The 15,005-nt window shown below is 74.9% G+C and carries 14 protein-coding genes and 1 pseudogene; 7 read left to right on the forward strand and 8 right to left on the reverse strand.

The window, feature by feature from the left end:
• The first annotated feature begins 72 nt into the window (after window positions 1–72).
• Window positions 73–633, forward strand: coding sequence for a hypothetical protein (locus IG78_RS0123020; protein WP_078965350.1), 561 nt, complete (start codon window positions 73–75; stop codon window positions 631–633).
• A gap of 53 nt (window positions 634–686) precedes the next feature.
• Here the strand turns inward: IG78_RS0123020 and nirD are convergent, their stop codons facing one another.
• The 3 genes from nirD to IG78_RS0123035 are packed head-to-tail and all read right to left on the reverse strand — an operon-like array spanning window position 687 to window position 4,910.
• Window positions 687–1,082, reverse strand: a complete 396-nt coding sequence (gene nirD / locus IG78_RS0123025) for a nitrite reductase small subunit NirD (RefSeq protein ID WP_030566208.1) — start codon at window positions 1,080–1,082, stop codon at window positions 687–689.
• Window positions 1,079–3,679: a nitrite reductase large subunit NirB gene (gene nirB, locus IG78_RS0123030; protein WP_030566209.1), complete on the reverse strand. Its 2,601-nt coding sequence runs from the start codon at window positions 3,677–3,679 to the stop codon at window positions 1,079–1,081. Before nirB ends, nirD begins: the two co-directional genes overlap by 4 nt.
• Before the next feature lie 4 nt (window positions 3,680–3,683).
• The gene (locus IG78_RS0123035) at window positions 3,684–4,910 is read right to left on the reverse strand and encodes an NAD(P)/FAD-dependent oxidoreductase (RefSeq protein ID WP_030566211.1); all 1,227 of its coding nucleotides are present in this window, start codon (window positions 4,908–4,910) and stop codon (window positions 3,684–3,686) included.
• Between the two features lie 153 nt (window positions 4,911–5,063).
• Here IG78_RS0123035 and IG78_RS0123040 point away from each other — a divergent pair, with 153 nt between their 5' ends.
• On the forward strand, window positions 5,064–5,846 hold the full coding sequence (locus tag IG78_RS0123040) for a sulfite exporter TauE/SafE family protein (RefSeq protein ID WP_030566213.1): 783 nt from the start codon (window positions 5,064–5,066) through the stop codon (window positions 5,844–5,846).
• A 46-nt stretch (window positions 5,847–5,892) separates the two neighbouring features.
• On the opposite strand, the gene IG78_RS0123045 is transcribed toward IG78_RS0123040, so the two are convergent.
• The 4 genes from IG78_RS0123045 to soxR all read right to left on the reverse strand — a co-directional run bounded on the left by IG78_RS0123045 (window position 5,893) and on the right by soxR (window position 8,908).
• Window positions 5,893–6,537 carry a class F sortase gene (locus IG78_RS0123045; RefSeq protein WP_030566215.1) on the reverse strand — a complete coding sequence of 215 codons (645 nt, stop codon included), beginning with the start codon at window positions 6,535–6,537 and terminating at the stop codon, window positions 5,893–5,895.
• A 151-nt stretch (window positions 6,538–6,688) separates the two neighbouring features.
• Complete coding sequence (locus IG78_RS0123050; RefSeq protein ID WP_030566217.1) at window positions 6,689–7,258, reverse strand: GVDTG sorting domain-containing protein; 570 nt, start codon at window positions 7,256–7,258, stop codon at window positions 6,689–6,691.
• 246 nt (window positions 7,259–7,504) lie between these two features.
• A complete protein-coding gene (locus tag IG78_RS0123055; protein WP_030566219.1) occupies window positions 7,505–8,335 on the reverse strand; it encodes an aminotransferase class IV in 831 nt (276 codons plus the stop codon).
• A 114-nt stretch (window positions 8,336–8,449) separates the two neighbouring features.
• Entirely contained in the window at window positions 8,450–8,908 is a 459-nt protein-coding gene (gene soxR / locus IG78_RS0123060) for a redox-sensitive transcriptional activator SoxR (RefSeq protein ID WP_030566221.1), read from the reverse strand.
• 63 nt (window positions 8,909–8,971) lie between these two features.
• Here soxR and IG78_RS0123065 point away from each other — a divergent pair, with 63 nt between their 5' ends.
• Window positions 8,972–9,613, forward strand: a complete 642-nt coding sequence (locus IG78_RS0123065) for an NADPH-dependent FMN reductase (protein WP_030566223.1) — start codon at window positions 8,972–8,974, stop codon at window positions 9,611–9,613.
• Window positions 9,614–9,730: 117 nt separating this feature from the next.
• Window positions 9,731–10,087 carry a divalent-cation tolerance protein CutA gene (gene cutA / locus IG78_RS0123070; RefSeq protein WP_037685887.1) on the forward strand — a complete coding sequence of 119 codons (357 nt, stop codon included), beginning with the start codon at window positions 9,731–9,733 and terminating at the stop codon, window positions 10,085–10,087.
• Between the two features lie 18 nt (window positions 10,088–10,105).
• Here cutA and IG78_RS0123075 read toward each other — a convergent pair whose 3' ends face one another.
• Complete coding sequence (locus IG78_RS0123075) at window positions 10,106–12,199, reverse strand: molybdopterin oxidoreductase family protein (RefSeq protein WP_030566227.1); 2,094 nt, start codon at window positions 12,197–12,199, stop codon at window positions 10,106–10,108.
• Between the two features lie 188 nt (window positions 12,200–12,387).
• Between IG78_RS0123075 and IG78_RS52735 the strand changes: the two are divergent.
• From IG78_RS52735 to IG78_RS0123085, 3 genes and pseudogenes are all read left to right on the forward strand, one after another.
• Window positions 12,388–12,564 (forward strand): annotated as a pseudogene (locus IG78_RS52735) (CbiX/SirB N-terminal domain-containing protein); the annotation flags it as partial.
• Between the two features lie 222 nt (window positions 12,565–12,786).
• A complete protein-coding gene (locus IG78_RS0123080) occupies window positions 12,787–13,554 on the forward strand; it encodes a sirohydrochlorin chelatase (protein WP_430739058.1) in 768 nt (255 codons plus the stop codon).
• A gap of 48 nt (window positions 13,555–13,602) precedes the next feature.
• Window positions 13,603–14,961: a deoxyguanosinetriphosphate triphosphohydrolase gene (locus IG78_RS0123085; protein ID WP_030566231.1), complete on the forward strand. Its 1,359-nt coding sequence runs from the start codon at window positions 13,603–13,605 to the stop codon at window positions 14,959–14,961.
• The last annotated feature ends 44 nt before the right edge of the window (window positions 14,962–15,005 follow it).

Consider the following 15,005-nt stretch of genomic DNA (forward strand, 5'->3'; position numbering starts at 1 on the left):
GTGTGGCATGGGTCTGTATGCAGCACGTCAACGCCGCAGACGGCGGAGCCGCCTCGGCCTACGGTGCCGCACATGGGACATGACTGGACGACTCGGGGCGCGGACCCCGCCGCGCGGGCGGTGCCGGCCGCGGACGCCGTGCTGACCGACCGCAACTGGGCGGCCGACCTGCGCGCGGCGGCCTTCTGTTCGTGCGCGCTGTTCGCCCTGATCATGCTGGTCGACTTCGGCGCGGGCACCCTGAGCGGCCTCCGCACCGGCCTGTGGGCGGGCCTCGCCGGACTGCTCTACGTGATCCTGCACCCGGCGCGGGTGACGGCGGGCCCAGGCTGGCTCGCCGTGCGCGGTCCGCTGCGCCGCCGCCATGTGTGCACCGGTCTGCTCACCGCGGTGCGGGTCAGCGAGACCGTCGGCGCCCGGCTCGTGCTGTGCGACTCGCTCGGCAACCGCGTCGAGTTCGACCCGAAGGTCCTCGCCGCGAACCCGCTCCTGCTGCACCGCCTGGACCTCGGCGCCCGCCGGTCCCTGGCCGTGGGCCTGCTGCGGTCGGGGTCCGTGGAACTGCGGCAACTGCTCACGCGCCTGGAACGCGGGCAGGCCAGGGCGGTGTTCGAGGCGTCGGGACTGCGCTAACCCGACGGCCCGACCCGCCCCGGCCCGGTCAGCGGCAGAGCGTGCGCCCCTGGTCAGGGGCTGACGCGTACCTCGTACACCGCCACCCCCGCGTCGTCATCGTCGAGGCACCGCCCCGACGCCAGGTCGAAGCGCTGCTTCAGCAGGGGCGAGGCGACGAACGGGCGGCCGTCCGCCGAGCCGATCAGTCCGCGCGCGAGCACGGCGGCACCCGAGAAGGGGTCACGGTTGTCGATGGCGTAGAGGCGCCGCCCCCGGTCCAGGAACAGGGCCACCTGGCGCCGCCCGTCGGGGAGCAGCACGGCCACGCCGCGGCCGGGGGTGAGCCGGTCGGCGGCGCACACCGTCAGCCAGGTTCCGTCCAGGCGCAGTTGCACGCTCGCGGCCGCCGGTGCGTCCGTGGTGGGCGCCGCCGGTGCCGCGGTCGCCGTCGCTGTGGCTGTCGTCATCGGGATACGGCACCTTCCAGGTCGAGGTCGTGATCCAGGGCGAGGGGGGCGGCGGCGGGCGGCCGCAGGGTCAGCAGGGGCAGGTCGGGCTTGATCTGGTCGCGCTCGGGGACGAACGCCACCAGCGGGTCCGGGGCCTCGGGGGCGTTCACGAACGAGACGAACCGCGCGAGGCGTTCGGGGTCGGCGAGGGTCTCGGCCCACTCGTCGCGGTAGTGCGTGACGTGGTCGGCCATCAGGGCCTCCAACTCGGCGCAGAGCCCCAGCGAGTCGTCCACCACCACGTCCCGTACGTGATCGAGGCCGCCGTCGATCCGCTCCAGCCACGCCGAGGTGCGCTCCAGGCGGTCCGCGGTGCGGATGTAGAACATCAGGAACCTGTCGATGAGCCGCACCAGTCCGGCGTCGTCCAGGTCCTGGGCGAGCAGGTCCGCGTGGCGCGGGGTCGCGCCGCCGTTGCCGCCCACGTACAGGTTCCAGCCGCTCGCCGTCGCGATCACACCGAAGTCCTTGGACCGGGCCTCCGCGCACTCGCGGGCACAGCCCGAAACCGCCGACTTCAGCTTGTGCGGGGCGCGCAGGCCCCGGTAGCGCAGCTCCAGGTCGATGGCCATGCGCACCGAGTCCTGCACCCCGTACCTGCACCAGGTCTGCCCCACGCACGACTTCACCGTGCGCAGCGCCTTGCCGTACGCGTGCCCGGACTCGAAGCCCGCGTCCACCAGGCGGGCCCAGATCCGGGGGAGCTGCTCCACCCGGGCGCCGAAGAGGTCGATGCGCTGACCGCCGGTGATCTTCGTGTAGAGCCCGAACTCGCGGGCCACCTCGCCGATCACGATGAGCTTGTCCGGGGTGATCTCGCCGCCCGGGATGCGCGGGACGACCGAGTAGGAGCCGTTCTTCTGGAGGTTGGCGAGGAAGTGGTCGTTGGTGTCCTGGAGGGCCGCCTGCTCGCCTTCGAGTACGTAGCCGTCGGCGCCGATCGCGGGGGCGAGGGACGCGACGACCGAGGCGACGGCGGGCTTGCAGGTCTCGCAGCCCTCACCGCCGCGCGCCCCTTCGCGGCCGTGGCGGTCCAGGAGTTCCTGGAAGGAGGCGATGCGCAGGGTGCGCACGATCTCGTACAGCTCCTGGCGGGTCTGCGCGAAACAGCCGCACAGGCCCGTGTCACCGGACTGCGGGAGGAGCTGCCCGATGAGCTTGACGCAACTCCCGCAGCCCGTACCGGCCTTCGTGCACTTCTTGACCTCCGGCAGCGTCGCGCAGGCCTGCACGGCGTCCTTGGTGACGTTGTGGCAGTTGCACACCACCGCGTCGCCCGGCAGCGCGTCGGGCCCGAGCGCCGGGGCGGCCCCCGCGCCCGCGGGCAGCACGAGCTGCTCGGCGGGCACCGGCGGCACAGACCCGGTCAGTGCGCGCAGCGTCCCGTACGCCTCCGTGTCGCCCACGAGCACCCCGCCGAGCAGCGTGCCTTCGGCGCTCACCACCAGTTTCTTGTACGTGCCGGAGCGCGAGTCGGCGTAGGCGACGTCCAGGCAGCCTTCGGCCGCGCCGTGCGCGTCGCCGAACGACGCCACGTCGACGCCGAGCAGCTTCAGCTTGGTGGACATGTCGGCGCCCGTGAAGAGCGTGTCGGAGGTGTCCGACGCGTCACCGGCGGCGATGGCGGCGGCCGCGGCCTGCGCCATCTCGTAGCCCGGCGCGACCAGACCGTACACGCGGCCGTCGGTGGCCTGCGCGCACTCGCCGATCGCGTACACCGCCGGGTCACCGGTGCGGCACCGCTCGTCGACGACGACGCCGCCGCGCTCGCCCACCGCGAGCCCGCAGTCCCTGGCCAGTCGGTCGCGGGCCCGCACGCCCGCCGAGAACACGACAAGGCCCACGTCGAGTTCCGTGCCGTCCGAGAGCCGCATCCCGCGCACCGCGCCCGCGTCGTCGGTGAGGATCTCCTGCGTGCCGGTGCCCGTGTGCACCACGAGCCCGCGCCCGGCCAGGGTGCGCAGCAGTGCGGCGCCGCCGCCCTCGTCCACCTGCGCGGGCATCAGGCGCGGCGCGAACTCCACCACGTGCGTGCCGAGCCCGAGCCCTTGCAGCGCGCCCGCCGCCTCCAGGCCGAGCAGCCCGCCGCCGACCACCGCGCCGGTCGTGGCGTTCGCGGTGGCGTACGCCTCGATGGCCAGGACGTCCTCGATGGTGCGGTACACGAAGCACCCGGTCGCGTCCTTGCCCGGCACCGGCGGCACGAACGGCGCCGATCCCGTGGCGAGTACGAGGATGTCGTACGCGAGGGTGTGCCCGGCGCGCGAGGTGACGGTGCGGGCGTCCCGGTCGACGCGCTCGACCGGGTCGCCCAGGTGCAGCTCGATGCCGTGCGCGGCCATGAACCCCGCGTCCGTGACGGAGAGTTCGTCCGGGGTGCGGCCGGAGAAGTACGAGGTGAGCTGCACGCGGTCGTAGGCCGGGCGGGGCTCCTCGGCGAACACGACGACGCGGTGCGTCGCGGTCAGGCCGCGCTCGGCCAGGGCCTCCAGGAAGCGCTGGCCGACCATGCCGTGTCCGACCAGGACGAGGGTCTTCTTGTGCGTCGGGTCCATCGGGTCAGTGCCCTCCGTCGTGAGTGAGCAGGTGCAGCAGCGGGCTGCCGTCGTCGGGCAGGGGTTCGTCGGACTCCCAGGCGCGGGCGAGGGCGCCCACGGCCGCGAGTTCGCCGAGGAGCACCCCGCCGACGAGACGGTCGTCGCGGACCACGACCTTGCGGTACGTGCCGCGGGTCGCGTCGGTGAGGCGCACGACGTCGTCGTCGGGCCTGGTCTCGGGGTCGCCGAACGCCGCGAGGTCCAGCGGGTGCTCGCCGTGCGGCAGCGTGAGGCGCGTCAGGGAGCGGGTGCCGGAGTACGGCCGTGCGGACTCCGGCGAGGTCAGCGCGGCGGCGAGGGCGTCGGCCTGGTCGAGGGCGGGCGCGGCCAGGCAGCGGGTCTGGCCCGCGTGCTCGGCGCAGTCCCCGACGGCGTACACGTGCGGGTCGCTGGTGCGCAGCCGGTCGTCGACGACGACGCCGCGCCGGACCTCCAGGCCCGCGGCGCGCGCGAGCCCGGTCCGCGGCCGGACCCCGCACGCGAGGACCGTCAGATCGGAGTCGAGCCGATAGCCGTCCGCGAGCTCCACCGCCCGCACCGCGCCGTCGTGCTGCCGCACTCCGCGCACCCGGCACTCGGTGTGCACCTCCACGCCGAGCGCGGCCAGGTGCGCGCGCACGAGCTCGGAGGCGTCCGGGTCGAGCTGGCGCTCCATGAGCCGGTCGCCCTGCTGGGCCAGGACCACCTGGGCGCCCCGGTCGGCGAGGGCCCCGGCCGCGCACACGCCGAGCAGCCCGCCGCCGACCACGACCGCGCGGGTGCCGGGCCCGGCGGCCGAGAGGGCCAGGCAGTCCGTCATCGTGCGGAACGCGTGCACCCCGCCCGGAAGGTCCCGGGCGCCCGGGGCGAACAGGCCGCGCAGCGGGGGCAGCACCGGGTTGGCGCCGGTCGCGAGGACGAGCGTGCCGTACGGGACGCGGGAGCCGTCCTCGCACAGCACCACGCGGTCGGCGAGGTCGATGCGGACGGCGCGGGTGCGCAGATAGCCGCCCCGCGCGGGCCGCGGCAGGGCGATCACCTCGGGCCCGTACCGGCCGGCGAGCACGTCGGTGAGCAGGACCCTGTTGTACGGGGCGTGCGGCTCCTCGCCGATCAGCAGCGCGTCGGGGCCGAGCCGGGCGGCGAGGTGGGCTCCCGCGAGGCCGGCGCCTAGCACCACGGTGCGGTGGTGCGGGGTCCTCTTGGTCATACCCCGCAGCGTGCGGGGCGCAGATTTCCCTGCGGGTGCCGTCCTGTTTCCCCCGCGGAACGGTGGGCTCAGCGGGCGGGGGGCGGGGCTGTGAGGCCGGCGGACCAGTTGCCCACAGGGGGAGCCGAAGCAGGGGCCGCTAGGGTCGCGATCATGCCTGACATATCCATGACCACGGTGGTCGTCCTGTGCCTGGCCGCGCTCGCGGCGGGGTGGATCGACGCCGTGGTGGGCGGCGGCGGACTCCTGCTGCTGCCCGCGCTGCTGCTCGGCCTGCCGGGGACGACCCCGGCGGCGACCGCACTGGGCACCAACAAGGCGGTGGCGATCGTCGGCACGACCGGCGCCGCCGTGACGTACGTGCGCAAGGCCCCCATCGACGTGGCCACGGCCGTGCGGATCGGCCTCGCGGCGCTCGCGGGGTCGATGGGCGGCGCGTTCTTCGCCGCCGGGATGAGCACCGACGTGCTCAAGCCCGTCATCATGGCCGTCCTGGTCGGCGTCGGCGCCTTCGTGATCTTCCGGCCCGACTTCGGCACGGCCCCCGCCGCGGGCCCGCTGCCGCCCCGCCGCGTGCTCGCCGCGATCGGCATCGCGGGCGTGGGCATCGGCTTCTACGACGGCCTCATCGGCCCCGGCACCGGTACCTTCCTGGTGCTCGCGCTGACCGCCGTCCTCCGGCTCGACCTGGTCCGTGCCTCCGCCAACGCGAAGATCGTCAACTGTTGCACCAACGCGGGCGCCCTCGTGATGTTCGCCTGGCAGGGCGCCGTGCTCTGGCGGCTCGCCCTCGTCCTCGCCCTCTTCAACCTCGTGGGCGGCACCCTCGGCGCCCGCACCGCCCTGAAGAAGGGCAGCGGCTTCGTACGGATCGTGCTCCTGACCACGGTGGTGGGGCTCGTGGCGAAGATGTCCTACGAGCAGTGGGTGGCGTAGCGGGGCGGCGCGCGACAGGCGCTACCGGGTACCGGTGCGACAGCCGTTACCGGGTGCCCGTGAGGTGGGCGAAGACCACCACGTTGCCCTGGTAGCCGGTCTGTTTGGAGTACGCGCCGCCGCAGGTGATGACCCGCAGCTCGGGGCGGGACGCGGCGCCGTACACCTTCTCGTCGGGGAAGTCCTTCGCGTCGTACACCTCGACGGCGTCGACCGTGAAGAGCGCCACGCCGCCGTCGCGCCGCTCGACCTCGATGACGCGGCCCTTGGTGAGCGCCCCGAGCCGGTAGAAGACGGCCGGGCCCTCCGCGTTGTCGACGTGCCCCGCCAGGATCGCCGTGCCGCGCTCGCCCGGCATGGTGCCCGCCTCGTACCACCCCGCGAGGTTCTTGTGGCGCGGCGGCGGCACATCGAGGCTGCCCTGACGGGTCAGGCCGAGCCCCATCAACGGGGCGTCCACGTCGATCGCCGGAATGCGGATCCGGTCGGGCGGCGACGGCGGGAGCGGGGCCGAGAGCCCTGGTCCCACCGGTCCTGTGCCCGCCACGGCGGCCTGCGCGGCGGACGGCTGCGGCGGCGCGTGGGACGCCGTGCCCTCGTACACCAGCCACCCACCGCTGCCGATGGCGAGCACGGTGGCCGCCGCTATCAGGGTGTTGCCGAACCTGCCTGGCCGCTCTGTCCGGCGCATGGCTCACCGCCTGGGATCGTCACTGGGGGAGGAGGAGTCGTCGACGGGGGAAGGGGGAGGGGGCGTCCTGCCTCCCCCTCCCGGGGGCGCCAGGGACGGGCGGCCGGGAGAGGGAGGGGAGCGGATACCCGCGGACCGCGGAGGGGGCCCGTCAGATCCTGTCGCCTCTCGCCCGGCGATGCAGGAGCCAGGTACCGCCCGCGGCGGCGACGGCGAGGACGCCCACGCCGGCCGCGGTCTTCACGGGATCGGGGCCGAGGGCACCGCCGACCCCCGTCTTCACATGCCCCTTCGGGTGCACCGGTACGGGTACGGGCTGCTCCCCGCGGGCGGGCGCCGTGGACGTCAGCGTCACCGACAGGTCGCCGGCCACCTGACGGCCGTCCGTCCCCGCGCACCGGGCGACGATCTCGTAGGTGCCAGGCTGCGCCGAAGGGGGCACGTCGAACCGCCCCGACAGCGCCTGGGCGCCCTTCCCCGGGGCCAGCGCGAAGGTGCCGGCGCCGACCGCGCTCGCGTCCCCCGTGGCACCGCCGCCGCTCCCGCCGCACGCGGCGGTGCGCACCGTGACGCTGGTGCCGGGCGTGACGGTGGCCGGTGACACCTCCAGGCCGTCGGCGGGCGCCGCGGCCGCGGGAGCCACGAAGACCCCGGCCGTGAGGACACCGGCCGAGGCGACGGCGAGCGCGGCGGAGGTCGTCAGTCGGCGGGCTGTGCGCATGGGGCGGGCTCCTGTCGATGCCTTCGTGCAGGCGTGCACCTCCGAGATAAAGGGCACTCGGCGCCGCACGCCTGCTGAGGAGCCGTCAGAATCCCCGCGGGGCCGCGCATCCGGACGTATCGACGATGACGTTCCAGCAGGTCACCCCGTGTGTCGGGGAACAAGTACCGAAGCCGTCGCACGGCGGCTGTGAATGGGTGACCCGACGCGCCGCCGCCCCCGCGGCCGGCCGGGTCCCGGGGCGGCTCAGAGCGCGTCCCACGGGACGGCCTCGTACACCTCGGACACGGTCGTCATCAGCTTCTCGTCGACGGGAAGGTCCAGGTCGTCGACGCGCCGCCCCGGACTGATGCCCCACGAGTTCATGACGAGGGCGGCCCGGTACGCGGGCAGGTCCCGCAGTTGTACCCGGCCGAGGCGCGTGGGCAGGCCCGCGTCGGCCAGGCGGGCCCGCAGGAGCTGCATGGTGATGCCGGCCAGGTGCGGGCCATCGGGCCACACCACCTCGTGCCCGTCCCAGAAGGCCACGTTCGTGATCGCGCCCTCGCTGATCGCGCCGTCGGGCCCGGTGAGCAGCGCCTCGTCATAGCCCGCGCGGCGCGCCGCCCGCCCGTGGTAGGCCTGCGCGAAGCCGCCGAGGTGCTTGACGTGCGCGACCGGCCGGACGTACGGCACGGACATCAGGGACTGCGCCCGCGCGGCCGTCGTGGCGGGCAGCTCGGTGGGCGGCCGCACGGTGACCATCAGGGACGGGGTCCCGTCGGGGGCGTGCACGTACACGCGCACCGAGGCGTCGGCGATCACCCCGGTGGCGCCCGCGCCGCCGTCGCCGGTGAGCGCGTGCCGGACGAGGTCACGGACCCGCTCGCCGTCGAGACCCTGGTCGAAGAGTTCCCGCGTCCCGGTGTCCAGGCGGCGCAGATGCAGGTCGAGGCCGCGCACCCCGCCCCCTCTGACCTGCATCGCGGTGAAGTGCCCGAAGGTGTCCAGGGCGCGCGCCCGCAGGGACTCGACGGTGCCGGGTCTGCCGTCGACCTCAAGTCGGAGCACGTCCGTGGGGGTTGATGGTGTGGTCATGGCCCCACCGTACGATCGTGGCGCCTCCGGTCGTCGAGGGGCGGCCCTCACCTCCTGTCGGAGGCGCCGCTGAGCCTGCGCGGAGGCACCGCTGAGCCTGCGCGGAGGCGCCGCTCAGTCCTCAAGGAGGCGCCGCGGGCCCGGCCCGTGCGCCGCCAGCTCGTCCCACGGGTTCGACAGGGCGCACCGGTCGAGCGAGAGGCAGCCGCAGCCGATGCAGTCCGCGAGGTTGTCGCGCAGCCGCTCCAGGGTGCGGATGCGCTGGTCCAGGTCCGCGCGCCAGCACTCCGAGATGCGGGCCCAGTCCTCGCGCGTCGGCGTGCGGTCCTCGGGCAGCAGCCGCAGCACGTCGCGGATCGTGGCCAGCGGTATGCCGAGCCGCTGCGAGGTGCGGATGAAGGCGACGCGGCGCAGCGTGTCACGGCTGTAGCGGCGCTGGTTGCCGCTGGTGCGGCGGCTGCTGATGAGCCCCTCGCGCTCGTAGAAACGCAGGGCGGAGGGAGCTACTCCGCTGCGCTCGGCCAGCTCGCCGACGGTGGCTTCCTTGGCGCCCGGGGAGAGATGCGTCGTCATGCCGCCAGATTAGTCGTGGGCACGGCTTGACCTGAACCAAGGTTCAACTAAGAAGCTCTGTGCATGAACACCACCACAGCCCAGACCGTCTCCCCGTCCACCGCCGCCGCGTTCGAGGCCGCGACCGCGACCCCGGTGAAGGTCGCCGTGATCGTCGGCAGCAACCGCGAGGGCCGCTTCGGCCCGGTCGTCGCCGAGTGGCTGCTGCGCCGGGTGCGCGACCACGAGGGATTCGATGCGGACGTCATCGATCTGGCGGAGGTGGACCTGCCCACCTCCCTGTCCTTCCGCCCGTCCGCCGACGTCGTCACCGAACTCGCCAAGGTCACCCCGAAGCTGGCCGAGGCCGACGCCTTCATCGTCCTCACGCCCGAGTACAACCACTCCTTCCCCGCGTCCCTGAAGAACGTCATCGACTGGCACCGCGCCGAGTGGGAGGCCAAGCCCGTGGGCCTCGTCTCCTATGGCGGTGTCTCCGGCGGCCTGCGCGCGGTCGAGCACCTGCGGCAGGTCTTCGCGGAGCTGCACATGGTGACCGTCCGCGACACCGTCTCCTTCCACAACGCGGGCGGCCTCTTCGACGACGACGGCAACCACAAGGACCCCGCCCTCGCGGACGCCGCGGCGAAGGGCATGCTGGACCAGTTGCACTGGTGGGCGTGGGCGCTGCGGGCGGCCAAGGGGGCGCGGGCGTACGGGAGTTGACGCCGGTGTGCGGCGCGGCGCGGGGTCGCTGCCGGGGCGTGCGGAGGTACGGGGGTCCCTCTCACGCCTGCGGCGCCCGCGGCAGGGCGCCGGTAGCCTTGAGCCGTGACCGAGCCGATGCCGACCACCGTCCTCACTGTCCTGACCACGACCGACACCCCGGGCAAGGCCGAGGCCCTCGCGCGCGGCGCGGTCGAGGCGCGGGTCGCGGCCTGCGCGCAGATCAACGGCCCCGTGACCTCGGTGTACCGCTGGGAGGGCGCCGTCGAGACGGCCCGCGAGTGGCAGGTGCTCCTGAAGACCACCGACCACCGCTACGCCGACCTGGAGTCCTGGCTGACACAGGCCCACGACTACGACACCCCGGAGATCATCGCCACTCCCGTGCCCCGGGGGAGCGCGGCGTATCTGTCCTGGGTGGCCGAGGAGGTTCAAGCCCCTCCGGTGTCCGAGGACGAGCGCGAAGCGCGATGAGCCCGGGGAGGGGGGCCCTCAGGCGCGTTCCACCCGCACCGCGCACACCTTGAACTCCGGCATCCGCGACACGGGGTCCAGGGCGGGGTGCGTGAGGATGTTGGCCCGGCCCTCGCCCGGCCAGTGGAACGGCATGAAGACGGTGTCAGGCCGGATGCCGGGCGTCACCCGCGCGGGCACCACGACGCGCCCGCGCCGCGACACCACGGCCACCGCCTCGCCGTCGGCGACCCGCAGACGGGCGGCGAGCCGTGGATGCAGCTCCACGAAAGGACCCGGCGCGGCGGCGTTCAGCTCGGCCACGCGCCGCGTCTGCGCGCCCGACTGGTACTGCGCGAGCACCCGCCCGGTGGTCAGCACCACCGGGTACCTGGCGTCGGGCTCCTCGGCGGCGTCCCGGTGCGTCACGGGCACGAACCGCGCCCGCCCGTCGTCGGTGGCGAACCGCTCCAGGAACAGCCGCTCCGTCCCCGCGTGCGCGGGTGCGCCTTCGGGGACCGCGGGGCACGGCCAGAACACCCCCTCGCCGTCGCCTTCCGCGAGCCGCTCGTACGAGATCCCCGCGTAGTCCGCGAGCCCGCCCGAGCTGGCCCTCCGCAGCTCCTCGAACACCTCCTCGGGCTCGGCGGGGAAACCCTTGCCGTGCCCGAGCCGCGCGGCCAGACCGTGCAGGACTTCAAGGTCGCTGCGTACACCGTCCGGAGGGTCCACGGCACGCCGCCGCAGCAGCACCCGCCCCTCCAGGTTGGTGACCGTGCCCGTCTCCTCGGCCCACTGCGTCACCGGCAGCACGACATCGGCCAGCAGCGCGGTCTCGGAGAGCACCACGTCGGCGACGGCGAGGAAGTCCAGGGACCTGATCCGCTGCTCCACGTGCGTGGCGTGCGGCGCCGACACCACCGGGTTGGAGCCCATCAGGAGCAGCGACCTCACCTCACCGCCGAGCGCGTCGAGCAGCTCGTACGCGGACCGCCCGGGGCCGGGCAGCGTGTCGGGGTCCACGCCCCACACCCCCGCCACGTGCGCGCGGGCCTCCGGGTCGGTGAGCTTGCGGTAGCCGGGCAACTGGTCGGCCTTCTGGCCGTGTTCACGGCCGCCCTGGCCGTTGCCCTGCCCGGTGAGGCACCCGTACCCGGACAGCGGCCTGCCCGGCCGCCCCGTGGCCAGACACAGATTGATCCACGCGGCGACGGTGTCGGTGCCCTTGGCCTGCTGCTCGGGGCCGCGCGCGGTGAGCACCATGGCGTGCTCCGCGGCGCAGAACCGCCGCGCGGCCTCCCGCAGTTGCGGCACCGGCACCCCGGTGATCCGCTCCACGTACTCGGGCCAGTGCGCCATGGCGGCGGCCCGCGCCTCCTCCCAGTTGGTGGTGCGCTCCCGGATGTACGCCTCGTCCGTGTGCCCCTCGGCGACCACGAGGTGCAGCAGGCCGAGGGCGAGGGCCAGGTCGGTGCCGGGGCGCGGGGCGAGGTGCAGGTCGGCCTGTTCGGCGGTACGGGTGCGGCGCGGGTCGACCACGATCAGCGTGCCGCCGTTGTCCTTGAGCTCCGTGAGGTACCGCAGCGCGGGCGGCATCGTCTCCGCGAGGTTGGAGCCGACGAGGATCACACAGTCCGTGCGGGCCACGTCCGCGAGCGGGAACGGCAGCCCCCGGTCGAGGCCGAAGGCCCGCGTTCCCGCCGCCGCCGCGGACGACATGCAGAACCGGCCGTTGTAGTCGATCTGCGAGGTCCTGAGCACGACCCGCGCGAACTTCCCGAGCGCGTACGCCTTCTCGTTGGTGAGCCCGCCCCCGCCGAACACCCCGCACGCGTCCGCCCCGTACGCGGTCCGGGTCCGCGCAAGGCCGTCCGCGACCCGGTCCAGGGCCTCCTCCCAGCCCGCCGGCTCCAGCTCACCCGTGACGGGGGAGCGCACCAGCGGCCCGGTCAGGCGCACCCGCGAGGAGAGCACGGCGGTCGCCGTACGCCCCTTGCCGCACAGCGCGCCCCCGTTGACGGGGAACGCGGGCCGCTCCACGACCTCGACCCCCGCGGGGCCGCGCGTCAGCCCCATGCCGCACTGGAGCGCGCAGTAGGGGCAGTGGGTGGGGGTGGCGGCCGAGGTGTTCATGTCCCCACCCTCGGGCGGGTGTGTTTCACCCCCGGACCCGGCCGGTTACACCGGCGGTACGCGGGCCTCCGTGGCCGCGGAGGCCCGCTGTGAGGGGCCCGGCCGCCCCACCGCCTCGGTGAGCTCGCGGAAAGGAGCCGTCACGGCGACGCAACGGGACGGAAATCCGGGGCGGCGATCCTCGGTCCATGACGTACCCGGACCCCGCCCTCGTAGTCGTCGCGCACGGCAGTCGCGACCCCCGTGCCCTCGCCACCGTGACGGCGCTGCTCGACGAGGTGCGGGCGCTGCGGCCAGGCCTTGACGTGCGGCTCGGGCACATCGAGCTGAACGACCCACCGCTCGCCGAGACGCTGCACGCGCTGCCCACCGCCGGGCCGGTCGCTGCCGGGCTGCTCACCGCCGGGTCGGACGCCGCCGGGCCGGACGCCGCCGGGTCGGGTGGCGACGGGCCGGTCGCTGCGGGGCTGTTCACCGCCGGGTCGGACGCTGCGGGGCTGCTCACCGCCGGGCCGGATGCTGCCGGGTCGGGTGGCGCCGGGTCGGACGTTGCCGGGTCGGGTGGCGACGGGCCGGTCGCTGCGGGGCTGCTCACCGCCGGGCCGGACGCTGCGGGGCTGTTCACCGCCGGGCCGGACGCTGCCGGGCCGGATGCCGCCGGGCCGGATGCCGCCGGGCCGGATGCCGCCGGGCCGGATGCCGCCGGGCCGGATGCCGCCGGGCCGGACGCCGCCGGGCCGGACGCCGCCAGGCCGGACGCCGAAGAGCCAGGCGGCGGCGGTGTTCTCGTACCGCTGCTGCTCAGCCGCGGTCACCACGTCAGGCACGACATCCCGGCCGCGGCCGCCGCGGCCACCCGCCCCGGCCGCCCCCTGCGCGTCGCCGCCCCGCTCGGCCCGCACCCCCTGCTCACCGAGGCCCTGCACGCCCGCCTCACCGAGGCCGGGTGGCCGGGGGGCGCGGGCGCGGGCGCGGGCCACGGAGTGGTCCTCGCCGCCGCGGGGTCCCGCGACCCCGCCGCCGCCGTCGACACCCGCCGCGCCGCCGCCCTCCTCGCCCGCCGCCTGGGCGTCCCCGTCGTCCCCGCCTACGCCGCGCCCACCGAACACACCCCGACGACACTGCCCGCCGCGCTGCGCGCCCTCGCCGCACAGGGGGCGCGGCACACCGCCGTCGCCGCCTACTTCACCGCCCCGGGACGCTTCGCCACCCAGGCCGCCGACGCCGCGCCGGGCCTCGCGGCCGCCCCGCTGGGCGCGCACCCGGCCCTCGCCGCCCTGCTGCTCCACCGCTACGACCAGGCCCGCACCACCGCACCGGTCTCCGGGGCACGCGGCCGGTTGGCGTCCGTCTGACGGGGGTCCGGGGCACAGCGGCCCGCGGCCGCCGTCTACTGTCGGGGCATGGCAGGCACCGCACCGAACGCCCCCACCGCGTCCTACGACGAGGCGGCCACCGAACGCTGGGCGGCCGAGCCCGACAAGCGGCCGGGACGCACCGCCTTCCAACGGGACCGGGCCCGCGTCCTGCACTCCGCCGCGCTGCGCCGCCTCGCGGGCAAGACCCAGGTCGTCACCCCCGGCACGAAGAGCATGGCGTGGGACGCCAGCGCCCGTACCCGGCTCACCCACTCCCTGGAGTGCGCCCAGGTCGGCCGGGAGCTCGGCGCCGCCCTCGGCTGCGACCCCGACCTGGTGGAGACCGCCTGCCTCTCCCACGACCTCGGCCACCCGCCGTTCGGGCACAACGGCGAGCAGGCGCTCAACGAAGTGGCGCAGGGCTGCGGCGGGTTCGAGGGCAACGCGCAGTCCCTGCGCCTGCTCACCCGCATCGAACCCAAGCGGTTCGTGCGCAGCGAGGCGAGCGGCGAACTCGTCAGCGTCGGCCTCAACCTCACCCGCGCGGCCCTGGACGCCGCCACCAAGTACCCCTGGCCGCGCGGCGCCCACCCCACCGACCCGGCGTCGGTGAAGTTCGGTGTCTACGAGGACGACCGGCCGGTCTTCGACTGGATCCGCAAGGAAGCGCCGGCAGGCCCCGGAGGACCGGGACACCCCGAAGGGCCGGGGTACGCCGAAGGCCGGGGCGTCTGCTTCGAGGCGCAGGTCATGGACTGGTCGGACGACGTCGCCTACTCGGTGCACGACATCGAGGACGGCCTGCACGCAGGGCACATCGACCCGAACCTGCTGCACGCCGAACCCGAACGCCAGGACGTCTTCGCCGTCGCCGTCGGCCGCTACGTACCCGCGGACACCGCCCCCGAGGAACTCGCCGCCGCCCTCGACCGGCTCCAGGACCAGGAGTGGTGGCCGCACGGCTACGACGGCTCCGCCGTCGCCCAGGCCCGCCTGAAGGACGCCACCAGCCAGCTCATCGGCCACTTCTGTCTCGCCGCGGAGTCCGCGACCCGGGAGCGGTACGGCACGGGCCCCCTCACCCGGTACGCCGCCGAACTCGTCGTACCGCGCGCGGCACGCCTGGAGTGCGCCGTCCTCAAGGCCGTCGCCGACCGCTACGTGATGCAGCGCCCCGCCCAGGAGCGGCTCCGCGCCGAGCAGCGCGTCGTCGTCGCCGAACTCGCCGCCGCCCTCACCGCCCGCGCCCCCGAAGGGCTCGACCCGCAGTTCCGGGCGCTGTACGACACGGCGCCCGACGACCGGGCCGCCCAGCGCGTCGTCATCGACCAGATCGCGTCCCTCACGGACGCCGCGGCGCGGTCCCTGCACCACCGCCTCACGCGTGGTCGTGCCGGGAGATGATCACCGCAACCAATAAATTGAGGAACCCGAACGGTGGGTAACCA

It is taken from the genome of Streptomyces aureocirculatus (genome assembly GCF_000720475.1).
GTDB classification, from domain to species: domain Bacteria; phylum Actinomycetota; class Actinomycetes; order Streptomycetales; family Streptomycetaceae; genus Streptomyces; species Streptomyces aureocirculatus.

What these genes read in the sequence shown, in the direction of transcription:
- IG78_RS0123065 (WP_030566223.1), top strand. Translation starts at nt 8,972, where the DNA reads ATGAACACCACCACAGCCCAGACCGTCTCCCCGTCCACCGCCGCCGCG.
- IG78_RS0123040 (WP_030566213.1), top strand. Translation starts at nt 5,064, where the DNA reads ATGCCTGACATATCCATGACCACGGTGGTCGTCCTGTGCCTGGCCGCG.
- IG78_RS0123050 (WP_030566217.1), bottom strand. Translation starts at nt 7,258, where the DNA reads ATGCGCACAGCCCGCCGACTGACGACCTCCGCCGCGCTCGCCGTCGCC.
- soxR (WP_030566221.1), bottom strand. Translation starts at nt 8,908, where the DNA reads ATGACGACGCATCTCTCCCCGGGCGCCAAGGAAGCCACCGTCGGCGAG.
- nirD (WP_030566208.1), bottom strand. Translation starts at nt 1,082, where the DNA reads ATGACGACAGCCACAGCGACGGCGACCGCGGCACCGGCGGCGCCCACC.
- IG78_RS0123055 (WP_030566219.1), bottom strand. Translation starts at nt 8,335, where the DNA reads ATGACCACACCATCAACCCCCACGGACGTGCTCCGACTTGAGGTCGAC.
- nirB (WP_030566209.1), bottom strand. Translation starts at nt 3,679, where the DNA reads ATGGACCCGACGCACAAGAAGACCCTCGTCCTGGTCGGACACGGCATG.
- IG78_RS0123035 (WP_030566211.1), bottom strand. Translation starts at nt 4,910, where the DNA reads ATGACCAAGAGGACCCCGCACCACCGCACCGTGGTGCTAGGCGCCGGC.
- IG78_RS0123075 (WP_030566227.1), bottom strand. Translation starts at nt 12,199, where the DNA reads ATGAACACCTCGGCCGCCACCCCCACCCACTGCCCCTACTGCGCGCTC.
- IG78_RS0123020 (WP_078965350.1), top strand. Translation starts at nt 73, where the DNA reads ATGGGACATGACTGGACGACTCGGGGCGCGGACCCCGCCGCGCGGGCG.
- IG78_RS0123085 (WP_030566231.1), top strand. Translation starts at nt 13,603, where the DNA reads ATGGCAGGCACCGCACCGAACGCCCCCACCGCGTCCTACGACGAGGCG.
- IG78_RS0123045 (WP_030566215.1), bottom strand. Translation starts at nt 6,537, where the DNA reads ATGCGCCGGACAGAGCGGCCAGGCAGGTTCGGCAACACCCTGATAGCG.
- cutA (WP_037685887.1), top strand. Translation starts at nt 9,731, where the DNA reads ATGCCGACCACCGTCCTCACTGTCCTGACCACGACCGACACCCCGGGC.